This is a genomic window from Mesorhizobium sp. f-mel (assembly GCF_053850215.1).
On sequence record NZ_JBSPTO010000006.1, the window covers coordinates 176,189 to 194,401 of the forward strand.

The window sequence follows — 18,213 nt, forward strand, 5'->3', positions numbered from 1 at the left end:
CGCCGCAGTGGTCTAAGTGGCTACCCGTCGGCGCGATCGCCTTGATGCAATCTTCAGAACGACACCCCGGACCGGTGCGCGGCGATTGCGCCAAGGAATATCTGGCCGAATTCCCTGAGCTTCGCGGCGCCGACGCCATTGACTGCGGCAAAGGCGTCGAGGTCGCGCGGGCAGCGTTCGGCCATATCGATCAGTGTACGATCGGAGAAGATCACGAACGCCGGCACCTGGCGCTCCCGGGCAAGACGCAGCCGTACCGCCTTGAGCGTGGCCAAGAGGGCGGTATCCAGGTCTTCCGTACCCGCAGCAGCAGCGGGACGCGTCTTACCACGCGACGCGCGGCTCCGCACCTCGACGCGATAGCGGAACGAGACGTCGCCACGGGCCAGCTCACGACCTTTTTCGGCGATGGCGAGGCCGCCATGGCCGCCTGAGTCCAGTGTCAGAAATCCTCCCGCGACGAGTTGGCGGACCAAGGACAGCCAGACATCCTTCTTGTGCGCCACACCGGTCCCGAAGCTGGCAAGCCTGTGGTGGTTCCTGGCCAGGACCTTCTCGGTTTCATGGCCGAGCAGAACGTCGACGATATGGGCAGCGCCAAAGCGCTCGCCGGTCTGCGCGATGGCCGCGAAGACGATCCGCGCCTCCGCCTCGCCATCCGCTTGCGGCGTCTGGTCAAGGCAGTTGTCGCAATTGCCGCAAGGCATTGCTGTTTCGCCGAAGTAGCCAAGCAGGATCTGGCGACGGCACTGGGCCGTTTCGCAATAACCGATCAGCGTGTCGAGCCGGCCATGCGCGCGTCTTTTATGCTCCGCCGGTGCGTCCTCGTCGTCGATGAAAAGCCGCCGCATGCGGATATCGCCGAGACCGAAGAGCATATGTGCCTCGGCAGCCCGCCCGTCGCGGCCAGCACGGCCGATTTCCTGATAATAGGCTTCGAGGCTGCCCGGCAGGTCGGTATGGAAGACATAGGCGACGTCAGGCTTGTCGATCCCCATGCCGAAGGCGATGGTCGCCACCATCACGACGCCGGACAAGGTCATGAAGCTGTTCTGGTTGGCCTCGCGCGCCTCTTTGCTCATGCCGGCATGATAGGCGAGCGCGCGCACGCCGTTGCGGTCGAGGAACGCCGCCATCTCTTCCGTCTTCTTGCGCGACAGGCAATAGACGATTCCGCTGCGGCCGGCATGACGCTCTACGAAGCTTAGCAATTGACGCTTGCCGTCCTGCTTGGCCTCGATGCCAAGCTTGATGTTCGGCCGGTCGAAGCCCAGCACCAGGGTTTCGACGCAGCCAGCGAACAGCTGTGCGGCGATGTCGGTGCGCGTCGTCTCGTCCGCTGTCGCCGTCAGCGCAATGATCGGCACATCAGGAAAGATGCCGCGCAGCCGCGACAACTCTTCATATTCGCGCCGGAACGCCGGACCCCATTGGGAGATGCAATGCGCCTCGTCGACAGCGATCAGCCGGATGTCGAGCCTGGCCAGCGCCTCAAGCATCCGTGTGGTCATGAGCCGCTCCGGCGCAAGATAGAGCAGGCGCGTTTGGCCAGCCGCGACACGGCGCCATGTGGCGATATTGGCATCGCGGTCGAGCGAGGAATTGATCGTATCGGCCGCCACGCCGGCAAGGAGCAATGCGGCGACCTGGTCCTGCATCAGCGCCACCAGCGGCGAAATGACAATGGTGAGCCCGCCAAGGACCAGCGCCGGGACCTGGTAGCAGAGCGATTTGCCAGCGCCGGTCGGCATCACAGCCAGCACATGACGCCCGGCCAGCAGTGCCTCCGTCACAGCATCCTGGCCGGGGCGAAAATTATCGAAGCCGAACACATCCTTCAGGACACGCCGCTTGGGATCCTCCGCCCGGACGCTCGCCGCCGATACCTGCATCAGGGAATTTCTACGATCGGCGCCGCCTGAAAAAGTAGCGTGGGAACGGCCACTTGCGATGTGACCTGCCACAGCTCCCCCGCGAATCTGCAGATGCCTGCCTTGACCGCAGATTCGAATGCTCGATCACCCCTCAAGTCCCGTCTCCGTCGGCGCCGTCTGAAAGAATATCTCCTTCATTGGCGGATATGGGATCATGATTCCAGCCCTATTCGCTTTGCCTGTGAATATCGCGTCGGCTCTGGCCGGGTTAATCCTATCTTCATCATAATTCGGCAGGTTCAGGTTCTGCGGTGATGTTTTGAGTACCGCGGCGCCACAAGCGCCCAGGCAACACGCCCGCGTCTCTCCGGAGGCGCGGGCTTTCGTTTGCGAAGATAGCTGCCGCTGCGTAGTGACCTGCGTTCGTTCTTGTAGCGTCAGGCGAGGAAATCGGCGCGGTGCGGCGTAAAGCTGTCGACCAGGCGCCCGGCCTCGAGCGCCTTGACGCCATGGACCAGATTGGAAGGGACAATGAAGCTGCTTCCAGCTTCCAAGACCTCGGTTCTGCCGTCGATGGTAACCTCGAAGCGGCCTTCGGCGACGTAGCTCGCCTGGACATGCGGGTGCGAATGCAACGCACCGACACCGCCCTTGTCGAAACCGAACTCGACCATCATCAACTCGTCCGTGTGCAGCAGCACGCGCCTGCGATTGCCATCCGGGGTCGGCGTCCATGCGCCCTCGTCGGCGTGCGAAAATATCTTGGTTCCAGTCATCGCCCATCCTCATCTGGCCTCATCGCGCCAACCAGCCGCCGTCCACCGGCACCACTGCGCCATGCATGTAGTTTGACGCCGGCGCCAGCAGGAAGACGGCCGCGTCGCCGATATCTTCCGGCCCGCCCCAACGCCCGGCTGGAATGCGCGCCAGAATGGCGGCGCTGCGGTCTGGATCGGCACGCAGCGCCTCGGTATTGTTGGTTTCGATGTAGCCGGGCGCAATGCTGTTGACGTTGATGCCTTTCGACGCCCATTCGCAGGCGAGCAACCGGGTGATGCCGAGCACGCCATGCTTCGACGCCGTATAGGAGGCGACGCGGATGCCGCCCTGGAAGCTCAGCACCGACGCGATGTTGACGATCTTGCCGCGACGTTCCGGATCGGCAAGCACGCGCGTGGCGAAGCTCTGGCTGAGAAAAAAGACTGTCTTCAGATTGACGTCCATGACGTCGTCCCAATCGGCCTGCGTCAGATCGACGGCGTCGGCGCGCCGGATGATGCCGGCATTGTTGACCAGTCCGTCGAGCGGTCCGGTTTCGTCCCAGATGCGATCGAGCATCGCCTGGGCAGCGGCATGGTCGGCAAGATCGCAGCGCACCGCCTCGAAGCGTCCGCCCGCCGCAGCGACCTTTTCCGCCGTCTCGTCCATCGCCGAACGGCCGACGCCGACCACCGCACCACCGGCACGCGCGATCGACAGGGCGATACCCTGGCCTATGCCGGTGTTGGCGCCGGTGACGAGGATGCGCTTGCCGGCCAGGCTGAATGCGGAGAGGTCGCTCACCGCAGCTCTTCCATCGCTATCGGATCAACGTCGGTATAGTCGACATTGTCGCCAGCCATCGCCCAGATGAAGGCGTAGTTGGAGGTGCCGGCGCCCGAATGGATCGACCAACCCGGCGACAGCACCGCTTCTTCATTGCGCATGACGAGATGGCGTGTCTCATCCGGCTCGCCCATGAAATGGAACACGCGCGCTGCTTCCGGCAGGTCGAAATATAAGTAGGCCTCCATGCGCCGGTCATGCACATGGCACGGCATGGTGTTCCAGACCGAGCCTGACGCAAGCTGGGTCATGCCGACGACGAGTTGGCAGGTTTTGACGCCTTCGGCATGGATGAACTGGAAGATCGAGCGCTCGTTGCAGGTGGCCTGGCTGCCGAGATCGAGCCGCTTGGCATCGCCGATGCGGATCAGCTGGCTGGGATGGCTCTGATGCGCCGGCGCGCTGAGCAGATAGAATTTAGCCGGCTCGGCTGGGTTGACTGAGGCGAACGACACCTCGTTGGCGCCCATGCCGAGATAAAGCATGTCGCGCGGCTGCAGCTCGTAGGATCGGCCGCCAGCTTTCACGATGCCGGCGCCGCCGATGTTGACGGCGATCAGTTCGCGGCGATCGAGAAAATTCTTTGTCCCGGTCGGCTTGATCGCTTCCAGCGGCAGCGGGGTGCCCGCGGGCATGGCGCCGCCGACGATCATGCGGTCGTAATGAGTGTAGGTCAGGCCGATGCGGCCTGGCTGGAACAGGCCTTCGATCAGGAAATTATGACGGAGCTCGTCCGTCCCCATCGCCGCGGCAGTAACAGGGTCGATGGCGAAGCGCGAGGTGAAGTCAGTGTGATTGTCAGTGTGATTCATTGCTGTCCCATTGGGCTGCCTCATTGGTCATTCGGTTGCCGCGGCCTTGACAGACTCGGCATAAAAACTCTGACGCGCGTGCAAGCGCTCACGATAGCGCTGCTGGCTCGCGGTGAGATGCGCGCGCATGGCCTCGCGCGCGGCCTCGGCATCGCCTGATATAATGGCGTTCAGGATCACCAGATGCTCGCCTTGCAGCCCACGCTGGTAGAGGTCGGATTGGGCGAGCTCGGTAGACCACGGTGACGTCACGTCGCAAGGAATGGCGCGCCGTCCGAGCACATCGAGCATCTCGACATAGAACGGGTTGTTGGTGGCGCTGGCGATCGCGCGGTGGAAGGCAAGGTCGGCTGGGCCCGTCGGCTCGCTGTTCAAGAGCAGCCGCTCGAACTCGAAGAACGCCTCCTGGATCGCCGCTTCCTGCGCGGCATTGCGACGGATAGCGGCGAGCCCGGCGGATTCGATCTCGATCGCCAGGCGCACCTCGAGCACGTTGAGCGCGATCGAATCCTTGCTGCCCATATCCGCGGCCAGCGTGCCGAACATCGTCGAGATATGCTCGGTGACGAAGACCCCGGCGCCTTGCCGCGGCTCGACCAGACCGTCGGCGGCAAGCTTGGCCAGCGCTTCGCGGATGACGGTGCGGCTGACCCCGAAAGTTTCGGTCAGCTGGCCCTCGGTCGGCAGCTTTTGGCCCGGCTGGATCTCGCCCGCCTGCAACTGCTTGCGGATCGACGCGACCACGGTCTCCGACAGCTTGGGCTTGCGTTCGACCTTCAGGCTGATCGCCGTATCCGATGCCATTGCCAACCCCTATTTGAAGACGCTCGGCAGCCATAGCGAGATGGCCGGAATGTAAGTGACGAGCCCCAGCACCACGAGGCCTGCGCCATAGAATGGCCAGATCGAGCGCATCGCTTCCCAGACGGATATCTTGCCCACTGCGCACGCCACGAACTGCACCGCGCCCACCGGCGGCGTGTTCAGCCCGATGCCGAAGTTGAGGATCATGATGACGCCGAAATGCACCGGATCGACGCCGTAGGCCTGCGCCACGGGCAGGAAAATCGGCGTGCAGATGATGATAGTCGGCCCCATGTCCATGAACGTGCCTAGGAACAGCATCAAGAGGTTGAGCAGGAGAAGTACGACCAGCGGATCCTCCGAGATCGCGTTCATCGAGGCTATCAGCGCTGCCGGCACTTTCAGGAAAGCCATTAGCCACGAGAACGCCGCCGCCATGCCGATGATGAGCAGCACCATGGCCGTGGTGCGCACCGCACCATGGGTGGCATGAACGAACCCTTCCCAGGTCATCTGCCGGTACACGAAGACAGTAACGAGCAACGCATAGATGACGGCGATGCAGGAACTCTCGGTGGCCGTGAAAACGCCCGATCGTACGCCGCCGAAGATGATCGCGATCAGCAGCAGGCCGGGTACCGCGACAGCCAAGAGATGCGCGACGGCGGTGAAGCCTGGAAACGGCTCGGTCGGATAGCCGCGGGAGCGCGCCACGAAATAGGCGGTGATCATCAGTGCCAGGGCCAACAGCAGCCCCGGGACGACGCCGGCCGTGAACAGGTCGGCGATCGAAATCTTTCCGCCTGCCGAGATCGAGTAGATGATCATGTTGTGCGACGGCGGCAGGAGCAGCGCGATCAGTGCCGCCATCGAGGTGACGTTGACCGCGTAATCCGCGCCATATCCACGCGCCTTCATCTGCGGGATCATCAAGCCGCCTACAGCCGCTGCCTCCGCCACCGCGGAGCCCGAAATGCCGCCGAACAGTGTGGCGGTCGCGATGTTGACCTGCCCGAGGCCGCCGCGCAAATGCCCGACGAGCGAGCCGGCGAAAGCAACGATCTTGCTGGCAATTCCGCCGCGCACCATCAAGTCGCCGGCATAGATGAAAAACGGAATGGCCAGCAGCGAAAAGACGCTCATGCCGGAATTCAGGCGCTGGAACACGATGAGCGGCGGCAGGCCCATGTAGAGGACGGTGGCAAAGCTTGCGACGCCGAGGCAGAAAGCGATCGGCGTGCCGATAAGCATCAGTATGGTGAAGACGCCGAAAAGGATCCAGAGTTCCATGGCGTCAGACCTTCACGTTCGCTGTGTCGAGTTCGGCTGCGACTTCCGCAGGCGGCAGTTCATCGAGTGCATCGTCGATCGGTGCACCGGAGAGGCGAAGCACGATACGCTCCAGCGTGAAGAGCACGATGAGCGCGCCTCCCGCGACAAGCGGGACGTAGTCCCAGCCCCCTGATATGCCGAGCGACGGCAAGGTGGCGCCCCAGGTCAATGCGACCAGCTGGCTGCCATACCAGATCATGCCGATGCCGAAGGCGAGCGCGACGAGGTCCGAGATCATCCTCAGCCAACGCTTGCCGCCTTTCGGCAGCACGTAGAGCAGGACGTCGAAACCGAGGTGATAGTTCTCGCGCACCCCGACGGCAGCGCCGAGGAAAATGAACCAGCTCATCAGCATCACCGAGCCCTGCTCGGTCCAGCTCGGCGACCGGTTCAGAACATAGCGGCCGAACACCTGCCAGGCGACGAAGGCGGTCATCAGCACCAGCCCGACGCCGGCAATCCACAGCGCCGCCGTGCTGACACGCGAGATCACCCGCGCGATGCCGGGCAGGAGCAGTCTCTGTTCTGAGCTGGAGGTCACCGGTTCTCTCCGCAAGAGGATGGCGGCGCGGAATGCCCGCGCCGCCGCTTGATCACTGCACGGCCTTGATGGCCTCGACCATCGACTTCAGCTTGTCGTCCTTGACGTGCTTTTCGTAGACCGGACCCATCGCGTCGATGAAGGGCTGCTTGTCCGGTGTCGTGATCTGCGAACCGGCCGCCTCGACCTTGGCACGCGATTCCTTGACCTTGGCGGCCCACAGCTCACGCTGCTTGGCGACGCTTTCCCTGGCGGCCGCCTTGAAGATCGCCTGGTCTTCCGGCGTCAGCTTGTCCCAGCTCGACTTCGCCATGACGAAGGCTTCCGGCACCATCGTGTGCTCGTCGAGCGAATAGAACTTGGCGACTTCCGCATGCTTGGCGGTGTCGTAGCTCGGAAAATTGTTCTCCGCGCCGTCGATGACCCCGGTCTCGATCGCCGAATACACTTCGCCGTACGGCATCGGCGTCGCGTTGGCGCCGAGTGCAGCCACCATGTCGACGAAGATGTCGGACTGGATGACGCGGAACTTCATGCCGGCCAGATCGGCTACAGTGTTGATCGGCTTCTTCGAATTGTAGAAGGAGCGCGCGCCGCCGTCATAAAAAGCGAGCAGCACCAGCCCGACTTGTTCGAACGCCGCCGCAATCTGGTCGCCGACCGGCCCGTCCATGACCTTGTGCATATGGTCTTCCGAGCGGAAGATGTAGGGCAGCGAGGGCACGGTGGTTTCCGGGATGAGTCCGTTGAACGGCGCCATCGAGACGCGGTTGAGGTCGATCACGCCGGAGCGCACCTGCTCGATCGTGTCCTTTTCCTCGCCGAGCTGCGCGGAATGATAGACATCGACCGAATAGCGGCCGGCCGTGCGCTCTTTGACAAGCTCGCCAAAATATTTGACCGCCTCGACCGTCGGATAGCCGTCCGGGTGCGTGTCGGACGAGCGCAGAACCGTCTGGGCGCTTGCCGTTCCGGCCATCAGTGCGGCGGCCAGTAGCGTAGCTCCCGCCAGTCTAGAAAAATGCAGCATTGGTTTCCTCCCGTTGAACGATGGCGGCAAGCGCCGTTAGAGCCGGTACGCCTTTTTTGCGAGCGTATAGGCAAGTTCCTGCGCCAGCTCGTGCGCCTCGTCTTCCCGGAGCCGATGCTCGGCGACGAGACGCGCAAGAAAGGCGCAATCGACCCGACGCGCCACCTCGTGGCGAGCCGGGATGGATGGAAAGGCGCGGGTGTCGTCGTTGAAGCCGACGGTGTTGTAGAAGCCGGCCGTCTCGGTGGTCATCTCGCGAAACCGGCGCATGCCCTCAGGGCTGTCGTGGAACCACCAGGCCGGCCCGAGCTTCAGCGCCGGGTAGACGCCGGCGAGCGGCGCCAGTTCGCGCGCATAGCTGGTCTCGTCGAGCGTGAAGAGGATAATGGTGAGGTCGCGCTCCAGCCCGACGCAGTCGAGCAGCGGCCTCAGCGCCGTCACATAGTCGGTTCGGATCGGGATATCGAACCCCTTGTCCCTGCCGAACCTCTGGAAGACGGCAGGCGAATGATTGCGCCAGGAGCCGGGATGGATCTGCAGGACCAACCCATCGTCGCGGCTCATCTTGGCCATTTCGGTCAGCATCTGGGCACGAAACAGCTTTCGCTCGCGCTCGTGGTCCGAGCCCCGGCGGATGCGGTTGAACAGCTCCTGTGCGGCGGCATCCGACAGATTGGCGGTCTCCGCTGTCGGATGGCCGTGATCCGACGCGGTCGCGCCAAAACTTTTGAAGAAGGCCCTTCTCTGGCGATGCGCATCGAGATAGCCGGCCCAGGTGCCGGTGTCGCAGCCGGTGATGTCGCCGAGCCGATCGAGATTGGCCGAAAAGCCTTCGAAGTCGGGATCGACGACTGCATCCGGCCGGTAGGCGGTGACGACGCGGCCCTCCCAGCCGCTGTCGCGGATCATCTGGTGCCATCTGAGATCGTCGAGCGCGCCTTCGGTCGTCGCGATGACCTCGATGTTGAAGCGCTCGAACAGTGCTCGCGGGCGAAAATTCTCCCACTGCAGCAGCGTCGCAATTATATCGTAGTGGCGGTCGGCCGTCGCCGCGTTCAGCGGCTCTTCAATGCCGAACAGATGGGCAAGTACATGGTCGAACCACAGGCGCGTCGGCGTGCCGCGGAACAGATAATAGTGCTCGGCGAAGCGCCGCCAGATCGTCCTGCCGTCGGTCTCCACCGGTGAGCCGTCGAGCGTCGGAACACCAAGGTCATCGAGCCGGACGCCCTGGCTGAACAGCATGCGGAAGATATAATGGTCCGGCACGATCAACAATTGCGCCGGATCGGGAAACGCCGCGTTGAGCGCATACCAGCGCGGATCGGTGTGACCATGCGGGCTGACGATCGGCAGGTCCTTCACCCCGGCATAAAGCTCGCGGGCAACCGAACGCGGACGCGCCTCCGAGGGAAATAGCAAATCCGGATCGGTCAATGCGGCCACGTCGTTCCTCCCAACCCAGCCATCGGTAGGATCGGAAAGAAATTATGTCAACATACAAAAAATAGATTGTTGTATGATGACTTTTACGCAACGTCAGCCCATTGTGCGGGAAAGAAACGGATGTTACGCCGCATGCCGACCAACCCCGGCACCAGCTCGATCAGACCCATCGCACGATGACAGACAGACGCCTTTCCAACACTGCGCGGCAGGCATTGCCGGCCTCGGTCGCGGTCCCAGAATACGACCGCAACCATATCCTACCCGGCATCGTCCATCTCGGCGTCGGCGCATTCCATCGCGCCCATCAGGCAGCCTATGTCGACGATTGCCTGGCGGCGGGAGAGATGGATTGGGGCATTGTCGGCGTCTCGCTGCGCAGCACCGACACACGCGACGCGCTGGCGCCGCAGGACGGGCTCTACACGCTGGCGGTCAGGAGCAGCGACAGCGAAAGCCTGCGCGTCGTAGGCTCGATCGTGTCGATGCTGGTGGCCCCGGAAAGTCCGGGTGCGGTGCTGGTCGCGCTGACTGACCCGCGCACCTCCATCGTCACGCTGACGATCACCGAAAAGGCCTATCTCAGGGCGGCGGGTGGCGGACTGGACACAGCCCATCCCGACATTGTCCACGATCTGGCCAACCCGCGCACGCCGCGAACGGCGCATGGTTTTCTCGTCGAATCGCTTGCGCGCCGCCGCGCCGCCGGTATCCAGCCATTCACCGTGCTGTGCTGCGATAATCTCCCGGCCAATGGCGCCACGCTGCACCGGCTGCTGGTCGAATTCGCCGCTTTGCGAGGCACCGATCTCGCCCGCCATATCGCCGACGAGGTGGCGTTTCCGTCGAGCATGGTGGATCGCATCGTGCCGGCGACCACCGATGCCGACCGGGCACGGATATCAGGCCAGCTCGGCATCGAGGACGCCTGGCCTGTGATGACCGAGCCGTTCTGCCAATGGGTGGTCGAAGACGATTTCCCGGCGGGCAGGCCGGACTGGGAAAGGTTCGGCGTCACCATGGTCGGTGATGTCGGGCCGTTCGAGGACATGAAGTTGCGCCTGCTCAACGGCTCGCATTCGGCCATCGCCTATCTCGGCCTGCTCAGCGGCTACGAGACGGTCGACCGCGCCTTCGCCGATCCGGCGATCCGGCAATTCGTCGACGGATTGTGGGCCGAAGCCATCACAACGCTACCGAAAGACGCCGGGCTCGACACGGCCGACTACACGGCCCAGCTTGCCAAGCGCTATTCGAACACCGCGCTCGCCCATCGGACGGCGCAGATCGCCAATGACGGCAGCCAGAAACTGCCGCAGCGCATCGTTGCCGCGGCAATGGAGCGGATGAGTGCCGGTGCGCCGCCCGCGCATCTGATGCTGGTGGTAGCCGCCTGGATCGCTGCTTGCGAGGCGCGCGGCGAAGGCTTGCCGGAAAGCCATTTCACCGACCCGCTCGACTTGGCCCTGGCTGCACTCGACACTCGGCATCTGTCGGCGAGCGAAACGGTGGCGGCGGTGTTCGACCTGGCCGGCTTCGCCAAGGGCGGTGCTGAGCGCCTGACGCTGATCGACCTCGCGGCCGCCCATCTCGAACGCTTGCGCCAGGGCGGCGTGGCTGCCGCTTTCACAGCGCTGGGCATACAGGGTGCGAAAACATGAGGCAGAGCCGCGCGCCGCCGTGCGTGTGGTGGAGGCGGCGACGACTTGAAGCTATTTGCCTGTCAGACCGTCCAAGGTGTGCCGTGACGAGTAGTCGACACCTCTGGAGTTCCAAAACAGGCGAACGCCCTTGCCGACCAAATTCTCATACGGAATAGTGCCCATATCAAAACGGCTATCGGCGGAACTGTCGCGATTGTCGCCAAGCATGAAGTAGCGGCCGGCCGGAACGACAACAGGCTGGGTGTTGTCGCCCGTCGATCCGTCGATCACGTCGAGGACCGAGTAGGAGACGCCGTTCTGCAATGTTTCGCGCTGCACTTTGGCCGACCGGATTTCATCGGAGGAGTAAGAACCGGTCTCTTCAAGCTTCACCGCATGGTCGTTGATGTGAAGGACGCCGTCAATCATCTGGATCTTGTCGCCAGGAAGGCCGACAATGCGCTTGATGTAGTCGGTACTGGGATCAGACGGCCGCCTGAAGACTGCGATGTCGCCTAGCGCCGGCGCCGTGTCGATCGTCCGCCCTTCGATCGGCAGCAAGCCAAAGGGGACGCTGTGGCGGCTGTAGCCGTAAGCAAATTTGGACGCGAACAGATAGTCGCCGACCTCAAGCGTTGGCACCATGCTGCTGGCCGGTATTGAGAATGGCTGAAACAGGAACGACCGGATCGCAAACGCAGCCAGAGACGAGGCCAGAAAGGCCAGCACCAGAACCGAAAGTCCATGCGCGTACCACTTGTCCGGCTTGAATCGATGCGCAAAGGGAACAACGAGCACCACCGAAAATATCGCTATGCCGATACTTGAAAGATTGGCCAATCCGGAAAGATCGATGCCCGGCAAAACCGGGAACCCGATGTAGCAAAGGGCGATGCTTGCGGCACTGATCGCGACCAGACTTATGACCGCCAGCTTGCCGCTTCCGATCCAAAGAAATCCGCCGAACGGGCCGCCAAAGGCCGACACCAGGGCCGCCGACCATCTGGATCTCGACCTTGTGTCTTCAGTCACCGGCTACCGCCCCCAAGGCAGACAAGCCAGGACTGTCCATCAAATAAAAAAGCGAGGCAAGCCTCGCTTTGCAATTGTCTGACTGATTTTCTTCAAGCCGGCAGGATGGCGCCTTCGAGTGTGGTGAGCTGGCTAAGAAACTGCTCGGCCTTGCTGCGCGTCTGGTCGTCCTTGGCGTCGGCGACGTCTTCCCTGGCTTCCTGGATACGGCGGGTCAAGTCGGCGCGATCGATGTCGCCGACGGCTACCGCCGATTCGGCGAGCAGCGTGCAGCCGGCCGGAACGATGTCGGCAAAGCCGCCGAACACGACGTAGCGTTCTTCCTTGCCTGCCGCGGTCTTCACCGTGACGACGCCCGGCTTGATCGTGGTCATGACCGGCGCGTGATGCGCCATGACGGTCATTTCGCCTTCGGCGCCCGGAATGACGACGGACTCGACCTGCTCGGAAACCAGCAGGCGCTCCGGCGAGACCAGTTCGAATTGAAAGCTGTCGGCCATTATTGAATCTTCTCTTTGGCTAAGGCTTCCACGTCCTGAATGTGGGTGCCGCAGAATGGACAGTACGCCATCGCTTGGTCCATGTACGCCAGACCGTTTTCTGCCTCAATAATTCCCACGACCATCATCAATACCCCGTTTTCGGTAAGGTATATTGACGGCGACGCGGGCTCCGGAATATCTGCTGTCACTTCTCTCAGCGTGTGACAGCAGAAGTCCGGATCTACATCTTCGACCATTAAGCCGCTTCGGCCGCCAGGCGCTGTGCCTTCTCGACCGCTTCCTCGATGCCGCCGACCATGTAGAAGGCGGCTTCCGGCAGGTGATCATAGTCGCCATTGCAGAGGCCCTTGAAGCCCTTGATGGTGTCGGCGAGATCGACCAGCTTGCCCGGCGCGCCGGTGAACACTTCGGCGACGAAGAAGGGCTGCGACAGGAAGCGCTCGATCTTGCGGGCGCGGGCCACCGTCTGCTTGTCCTCTTCGGACAGCTCGTCCATGCCCAGGATGGCGATGATGTCCTGCAGCGACTTGTAGCGCTGCAGGATCGACTGCACCTGGCGCGCGACCTGGTAGTGCTCTTCGCCGACGACCATCGGGTCGAGCATGCGCGAGGTCGAATCGAGCGGATCGACGGCCGGATAGATGCCCTTTTCCGAAATCGCGCGGTTGAGCACGGTCGTCGCGTCCAGGTGGGCGAACGAAGTCGCCGGCGCGGGGTCGGTCAGATCGTCGGCCGGCACGTAGATCGCCTGCACCGAGGTGATCGAGCCCTTGGTCGTCGTCGTGATGCGCTCCTGCAGCGCACCCATGTCGGTGGCCAGCGTCGGCTGGTAGCCCACGGCCGAAGGAATACGGCCGAGCAGCGCCGACACTTCGGAGCCAGCCTGCGTGAAGCGGAAGATGTTGTCGACGAAGAACAGCACGTCCTGGCCCTGGTCGCGGAAATATTCGGCAACCGTCAGGCCGGTCAGGCCGACGCGGGCGCGCGCACCCGGCGGCTCGTTCATCTGGCCGTAGACGAGCGCCGCCTTGGACCCTTCGCCCCCGCCCTTCTTGTTGACGCCGGACTCGATGAACTCATGATAGAGGTCGTTGCCCTCGCGGGTGCGCTCGCCGACGCCGGCGAACACCGAGAAACCGCCATGCGCCTTGGCGACGTTGTTGATCAGTTCCTGGATCAGCACCGTCTTGCCGACGCCGGCGCCGCCGAACAGGCCGATCTTGCCGCCGCGGGCATAGGGCGCAAGCAGATCGAGAACCTTGATGCCGGTGACCAGAATCTGCGCTTCCGTCGACTGCTCGACATAGGTCGGAGCCGGCTGGTGGATGGAGCGCATCTCGATGCCGTCGACCGGGCCTGCCTCGTCGACCGGCTCGCCGATGACGTTGATGATGCGGCCGAGCATGCCGGGGCCGACCGGCACGGTGATCGGTGCGCCGGTGTCATAGACGTCCTGGCCGCGAACCAGACCTTCGGTCGAGTCCATGGCGATGCAGCGCACGGTGTTTTCGCCGAGATGCTGGGCCACCTCGAGCACGAGGCGATTGCCGACATTGGACGTTTCCAGCGCGTTCAGGATCGCCGGCAGATGTTCGCCGAACTGCACGTCGACAACGGCACCGATGACCTGGCGAACCTTGCCGGCCAAGCCAGTCTTGTTGATGGCAACGGTCGGCGCCTTCGCCGCGGCAGCCTTGGCGGGCGCGGCCGCTTTCTTGGCCGGAGCGGCCTTCGCTGCCGCTGCCGGAGCCTTTGCCGGTGCTGCCGCCGTCGCGGCAGCCTTCTGGGGGGTCGCTGCTTTCGCCATCGTCTTTACCCTTTTCGTCTCTTTGTTTCTCACGCAATCCGCCTGAAGGTCGCTGACCTTCATCGGAGCGCGCCTAGAGCGCCTCGGCGCCCGAAATGATTTCGATCAATTCCTTGGTGATCTGCGCCTGCCGCTGGCGGTTGTAGGTGATCGACAATTTGTTGATCATGTCGCCGGCGTTGCGCGTCGCATTGTCCATGGCGCTCATCTTGGCGCCCATCTCGCCGGCCGCGTTTTCGAGCAGCGCACGGAAGACCTGTACGGAAATGTTGCGCGGAATGAGGTCGGAGAGGATTTCGCCCGGCTCCGGCTCGTATTCATAGACGGCATTGCCGCCACCGGCCACCTCGGCGGAGGCGGAAGCCACGCCTGCCGGAATGATCTGCTGCGTCGTTGGGACCTGGCTGATAACCGACTTGAACTGAGAATAGAACAGCGTGCAGATGTCGAAGCCGCCCTCGTTGAAGAGCTGGATGACTTTTTTGGCAATGGCATCGGCGTTGATGAAGCCGAGCGTCTTCACTTCGCGCAGGTCGACGCGCTCGAGGATCAGCGCCGCGTAGTCGCGGCGCAGGATGTCGAACCCCTTCTTGCCGACGCAGATGATCTTGACCTGCTTGCCGTCGGCCAGAAGCTTGCGGATGTGGTCGCGGGCAAGGCGTGCGATCTGCGAATTGAAGCCGCCGCACAGACCACGCTCAGCGGTGCAGACGACGAGCAGATGCACGTCGTCCTTGCCGGTGCCGGCCATCAGCGCCGGGGCCTCGCCACCGCCGCCGATCGCCTGGGTGATGTTGGCCAGCACAGCGCCCATGCGCTCCGAATAGGGGCGCGCCGCTTCCGCCGCTTCCTGCGCGCGACGCAGCTTCGCCGCGGCGACCATCTGCATCGCCTTGGTGATCTTCTGCGTCGCCTTGACCGAGGCGATACGGTTACGAAGGTCTTTTAGTGAAGGCATGCTTCAAACCTGATCCCGTCCGTCCGGCTTCGTTCAAGCAAAGGTCTTGGCAAAAGTGTCGATCTCCGCCTTCAGCTTGGCACGCAGATCGTCCGACAGCGCCTTCTCCTTGCGGATGCCGTCGAGCACCTCTTTGCCGGCCGAGCGCATGTGGCTGAGCAAGCCATGCTCGAATTTGCTGACCTGGTCGATTGCCAGCTTGTCGAGATACCCGTTCACGCCGGCGAAGATCACCGCGACCTGCTCCTCGACCTTGAGCGGCGAGAATTGCGGCTGCTTCAGGAGTTCGGTCAGGCGCGCACCGCGATTGAGCAGGCGCTGCGTGGCGGCGTCGAGGTCGGAGCCGAACTGGGCGAAGGCCGCCATTTCGCGATATTGCGCGAGCTCGCCCTTGATCGAGCCGGCGACCTGCTTCATCGCCTTGATCTGCGCCGAGGAGCCGACGCGCGACACCGACAGGCCGACATTGACCGCCGGGCGGACGCCCTGGAAGAACAGATTGGTTTCGAGAAAGATCTGGCCGTCGGTGATCGAGATGACGTTGGTCGGGATGTAGGCCGACACGTCGTTGGCCTGGGTCTCGATGATCGGCAGCGCCGTCAGCGAACCGCCGCCATTGTCGTCATTGAGCTTGGCGGCCCGCTCCAGCAGGCGCGAATGCAGGTAGAAGACGTCGCCCGGATAGGCTTCGCGGCCGGGCGGGCGGCGCAGCAGCAGCGACATCTGGCGGTAGGCGACGGCCTGCTTCGACAGGTCGTCGTAGCTGATCAGCGCATGCATGCCGTTGTCGCGGAAATATTCGCCCATGGTGCAGGCGGTGAACGGCGCCAGGAACTGCATCGGCGCCGGATCGGAAGCGGTGGCGGCGATGATGATCGAATAGTCGAGTGCGCCGCGCTCTTCGAGAACTTTCACGAACTGCGCGACGGTCGAGCGCTTCTGGCCGACGGCGACGTAGACGCAGTAGAGCTTTTCCTTCTCCGGCCCGTGTTCGTGCACCGATTTCTGGTTGAGCATCGTGTCGAGGATGATCGCGGTCTTGCCGGTCTGGCGGTCGCCGATGACCAGCTCGCGCTGGCCGCGGCCGACCGGGATCAGCGCGTCGATGGCCTTGAGGCCGGTCGACATCGGCTCGTTCACCGATTTGCGCGGAATGATGCCGGGCGCCTTGACGTCGACGCGCTTGCGCTCGGTCGCCTGGATCGGGCCCTTGCCGTCGATCGGGTTGCCGAGCGCGTCGACGACACGGCCGAGCAGGCCCATGCCGACAGGCGTGTCGACGATAGCGCCGGTGCGCTTGACGATGTCGCCTTCCTTGATGTCGCGGTCGGCGCCGAAGATGACGACGCCGACATTGTCGGCTTCGAGGTTGAGCGCCATGCCGCGGATGCCGCCGGGGAACTCGACCATCTCGCCCGCCTGGACATTGTCGAGGCCATAGACGCGGGCGATGCCGTCACCGACGGACAGAACCTGGCCGACTTCGGAGACCTCGGCCTCCTTGCCGAAATTCTTGATCTGGTCTTTCAGAATTGCGGAAATTTCCGCGGCGCGGATGTCCATCAGCCGACCTCTTTCAGTGCAAGCTTGAGCGAATTGAGTTTGGTTTTGAGCGACGTATCGATCTGGCGCGAGCCAATCTTGACCACCAGCCCACCGAGCAGCGACGGATCGACGGTCACGGTGATCGCGACATCCTTGCCGGCAACGCTTTTCAGCGCCGCCTTCAGCTCGGTTTGCTGGGCGTCGGTCAGCGCATGCGCCGAGGTAACTTCAGCGGCGGTCTCGCCACGGTGCTCGGCGGCGACCTGGCGGAATGCCTTGATCATGCCGGGGATGGCGAACAGACGGCGGTTCTGGGCGACGACGCGCAGGAACTTGCCGGTGAGGCCGGTGATCCCTGCCTTGTCGGCGATCGCCGCAATGGCCTTGGCCTGGTCCTCGCTGGAGAACACCGGGCTGTTGATCAGACGGGCAAGTTCCGCACTGCCTTCGAGCATCGCCGCGAAACTGTTGAGGTCGGCCTCGACCTGGGCCACCGAATTCGCCTGGAGCGCGAGCTCGAACAGCGAACCCGCATAGCGCTCTGCGACACCTGAGATTGGCGATGACGATTGGGCCACGGGCCGTCTTTTCTCTTGTCTGACAGGCCGCAGATTGTTGGCGCGAGCGAAAACTCTAGCTAAATCTTTGACCTTGCTGCATTTTTCCAAGCACGGAGGCGCGGCTTCCGCTATCCCCGGCCGAAAGTCGATTGCCGTCTAGCACAGGCATTTTAAGACCGCAATGCGTCGTCCCGCATGGTTTTCAGGCACTATTGTCGCATCTGGCGGTGCGGTTCGACCGTCGGTCCCGAATTAGCCTTTGATTCAAGGCACAAAGCCGAAGGCGAAGGCAAGCGGCAGCGCCGCCAGCACCAGTTCCACCACGATGGACGCCCAGTTGAAAGGCGTGTTGGCGCCGTCCGACATCATCGACAGCAGGCGGCCGAAGGCGGTGAACAGCCAGGAAAAGCCAAGCGCCATGTAGAGCAGCGGTTGCGCCAGCAGAATGCAGCACAGGCTGACGCCAAGATAAAAACCCGACATCCGGCCGCGCCCTTCGGCGATCGCTGCCGCCTTCTCAGGCTTGACCTGCAGCCGCAGAATCCGGAAGGCCAGCCCCGGCGCCAGGAACAGCAGCAGGCCGAACAGCAAGGTCACGACACCGCTCGACCACGCCAGCCACTCGCCCTGGCTCATCGGCCACGGAAATGCAAATTCCATACTGTCCCCTCGCAAAATGGCTGTTTCGAAATTTCGGGCATTCTAGCGAAGGAAGAAACAT

The 18,213-nt window shown here is 63.1% G+C and carries 18 protein-coding genes; 1 reads left to right on the plus strand and 17 read right to left on the minus strand.

Going from position 1 to position 18,213, the window contains the following annotated elements:
- Nucleotides 1-53: 53 nt before the first annotated feature.
- From recQ to uxaC, 9 genes are all read right to left on the minus strand, one after another.
- The gene (gene recQ, locus ACWUKX_RS11360; protein WP_456006705.1) at nucleotides 54-1,892 is read right to left on the minus strand and encodes a DNA helicase RecQ; all 1,839 of its coding nucleotides are present in this window, start codon (nucleotides 1,890-1,892) and stop codon (nucleotides 54-56) included.
- A 419-nt stretch (nucleotides 1,893-2,311) separates the two neighbouring features.
- Nucleotides 2,312-2,650 (minus strand): cupin domain-containing protein, encoded by a 339-nt coding sequence (locus ACWUKX_RS11365; RefSeq protein ID WP_456006707.1) that lies wholly within the window; start codon nucleotides 2,648-2,650, stop codon nucleotides 2,312-2,314.
- A 19-nt stretch (nucleotides 2,651-2,669) separates the two neighbouring features.
- Nucleotides 2,670-3,437 carry a 2-dehydro-3-deoxy-D-gluconate 5-dehydrogenase KduD gene (kduD, locus tag ACWUKX_RS11370; RefSeq protein ID WP_456006710.1) on the minus strand — a complete coding sequence of 256 codons (768 nt, stop codon included), beginning with the start codon at nucleotides 3,435-3,437 and terminating at the stop codon, nucleotides 2,670-2,672.
- Nucleotides 3,434-4,291, minus strand: a complete 858-nt coding sequence (kduI, locus tag ACWUKX_RS11375; protein WP_456006712.1) for a 5-dehydro-4-deoxy-D-glucuronate isomerase — start codon at nucleotides 4,289-4,291, stop codon at nucleotides 3,434-3,436. The genes kduD and kduI overlap by 4 nt, the downstream gene beginning before the upstream one ends.
- Nucleotides 4,292-4,318: 27 nt before the next feature.
- A complete protein-coding gene (locus ACWUKX_RS11380) occupies nucleotides 4,319-5,095 on the minus strand; it encodes a FadR/GntR family transcriptional regulator (RefSeq protein WP_455840124.1) in 777 nt (258 codons plus the stop codon).
- 9 nt (nucleotides 5,096-5,104) lie between these two features.
- The gene (locus ACWUKX_RS11385) at nucleotides 5,105-6,385 is read right to left on the minus strand and encodes a TRAP transporter large permease (RefSeq protein WP_456006714.1); all 1,281 of its coding nucleotides are present in this window, start codon (nucleotides 6,383-6,385) and stop codon (nucleotides 5,105-5,107) included.
- A 4-nt stretch (nucleotides 6,386-6,389) separates the two neighbouring features.
- Nucleotides 6,390-6,944 carry a TRAP transporter small permease gene (locus ACWUKX_RS11390; protein ID WP_456006780.1) on the minus strand — a complete coding sequence of 185 codons (555 nt, stop codon included), beginning with the start codon at nucleotides 6,942-6,944 and terminating at the stop codon, nucleotides 6,390-6,392.
- A 76-nt stretch (nucleotides 6,945-7,020) separates the two neighbouring features.
- Complete coding sequence (locus ACWUKX_RS11395) at nucleotides 7,021-7,998, minus strand: TRAP transporter substrate-binding protein (protein WP_456006716.1); 978 nt, start codon at nucleotides 7,996-7,998, stop codon at nucleotides 7,021-7,023.
- A gap of 36 nt (nucleotides 7,999-8,034) precedes the next feature.
- On the minus strand, nucleotides 8,035-9,444 hold the full coding sequence (gene uxaC, locus ACWUKX_RS11400) for a glucuronate isomerase (protein WP_456006718.1): 1,410 nt from the start codon (nucleotides 9,442-9,444) through the stop codon (nucleotides 8,035-8,037).
- 176 nt (nucleotides 9,445-9,620) lie between these two features.
- Between uxaC and ACWUKX_RS11405 the strand changes: the two genes are divergently transcribed.
- Nucleotides 9,621-11,105, plus strand: a complete 1,485-nt coding sequence (locus ACWUKX_RS11405) for a mannitol dehydrogenase family protein (protein ID WP_456006720.1) — start codon at nucleotides 9,621-9,623, stop codon at nucleotides 11,103-11,105.
- A 51-nt stretch (nucleotides 11,106-11,156) separates the two neighbouring features.
- Here ACWUKX_RS11405 and lepB read toward each other — a convergent pair whose 3' ends face one another.
- The 8 genes from lepB to ACWUKX_RS11445 all read right to left on the minus strand — a co-directional run bounded on the left by lepB (nucleotide 11,157) and on the right by ACWUKX_RS11445 (nucleotide 18,152).
- Nucleotides 11,157-12,119 (minus strand): signal peptidase I, encoded by a 963-nt coding sequence (gene lepB / locus ACWUKX_RS11410; RefSeq protein WP_456006722.1) that lies wholly within the window; start codon nucleotides 12,117-12,119, stop codon nucleotides 11,157-11,159.
- 92 nt (nucleotides 12,120-12,211) lie between these two features.
- Nucleotides 12,212-12,619 (minus strand): F0F1 ATP synthase subunit epsilon, encoded by a 408-nt coding sequence (locus tag ACWUKX_RS11415; RefSeq protein ID WP_455840120.1) that lies wholly within the window; start codon nucleotides 12,617-12,619, stop codon nucleotides 12,212-12,214.
- A complete protein-coding gene (locus ACWUKX_RS11420; protein ID WP_456006725.1) occupies nucleotides 12,619-12,858 on the minus strand; it encodes a hypothetical protein in 240 nt (79 codons plus the stop codon). Before ACWUKX_RS11420 ends, ACWUKX_RS11415 begins: the two co-directional genes overlap by 1 nt.
- The gene (gene atpD / locus ACWUKX_RS11425) at nucleotides 12,858-14,429 is read right to left on the minus strand and encodes a F0F1 ATP synthase subunit beta (protein WP_287330275.1); all 1,572 of its coding nucleotides are present in this window, start codon (nucleotides 14,427-14,429) and stop codon (nucleotides 12,858-12,860) included. The genes ACWUKX_RS11420 and atpD overlap by 1 nt, the downstream gene beginning before the upstream one ends.
- Nucleotides 14,430-14,502: 73 nt before the next feature.
- A complete protein-coding gene (locus ACWUKX_RS11430) occupies nucleotides 14,503-15,387 on the minus strand; it encodes a F0F1 ATP synthase subunit gamma (RefSeq protein ID WP_456006727.1) in 885 nt (294 codons plus the stop codon).
- Between the two features lie 33 nt (nucleotides 15,388-15,420).
- Nucleotides 15,421-16,950 carry a F0F1 ATP synthase subunit alpha gene (atpA, locus tag ACWUKX_RS11435; protein ID WP_029349046.1) on the minus strand — a complete coding sequence of 510 codons (1,530 nt, stop codon included), beginning with the start codon at nucleotides 16,948-16,950 and terminating at the stop codon, nucleotides 15,421-15,423.
- Complete coding sequence (locus ACWUKX_RS11440) at nucleotides 16,950-17,510, minus strand: F0F1 ATP synthase subunit delta (protein ID WP_456006731.1); 561 nt, start codon at nucleotides 17,508-17,510, stop codon at nucleotides 16,950-16,952. Before ACWUKX_RS11440 ends, atpA begins: the two co-directional genes overlap by 1 nt.
- Before the next feature lie 246 nt (nucleotides 17,511-17,756).
- Nucleotides 17,757-18,152: an AGROH133_08824 family phage infection protein gene (locus ACWUKX_RS11445; protein WP_456006734.1), complete on the minus strand. Its 396-nt coding sequence runs from the start codon at nucleotides 18,150-18,152 to the stop codon at nucleotides 17,757-17,759.
- Nucleotides 18,153-18,213: the final 61 nt, after the last annotated feature.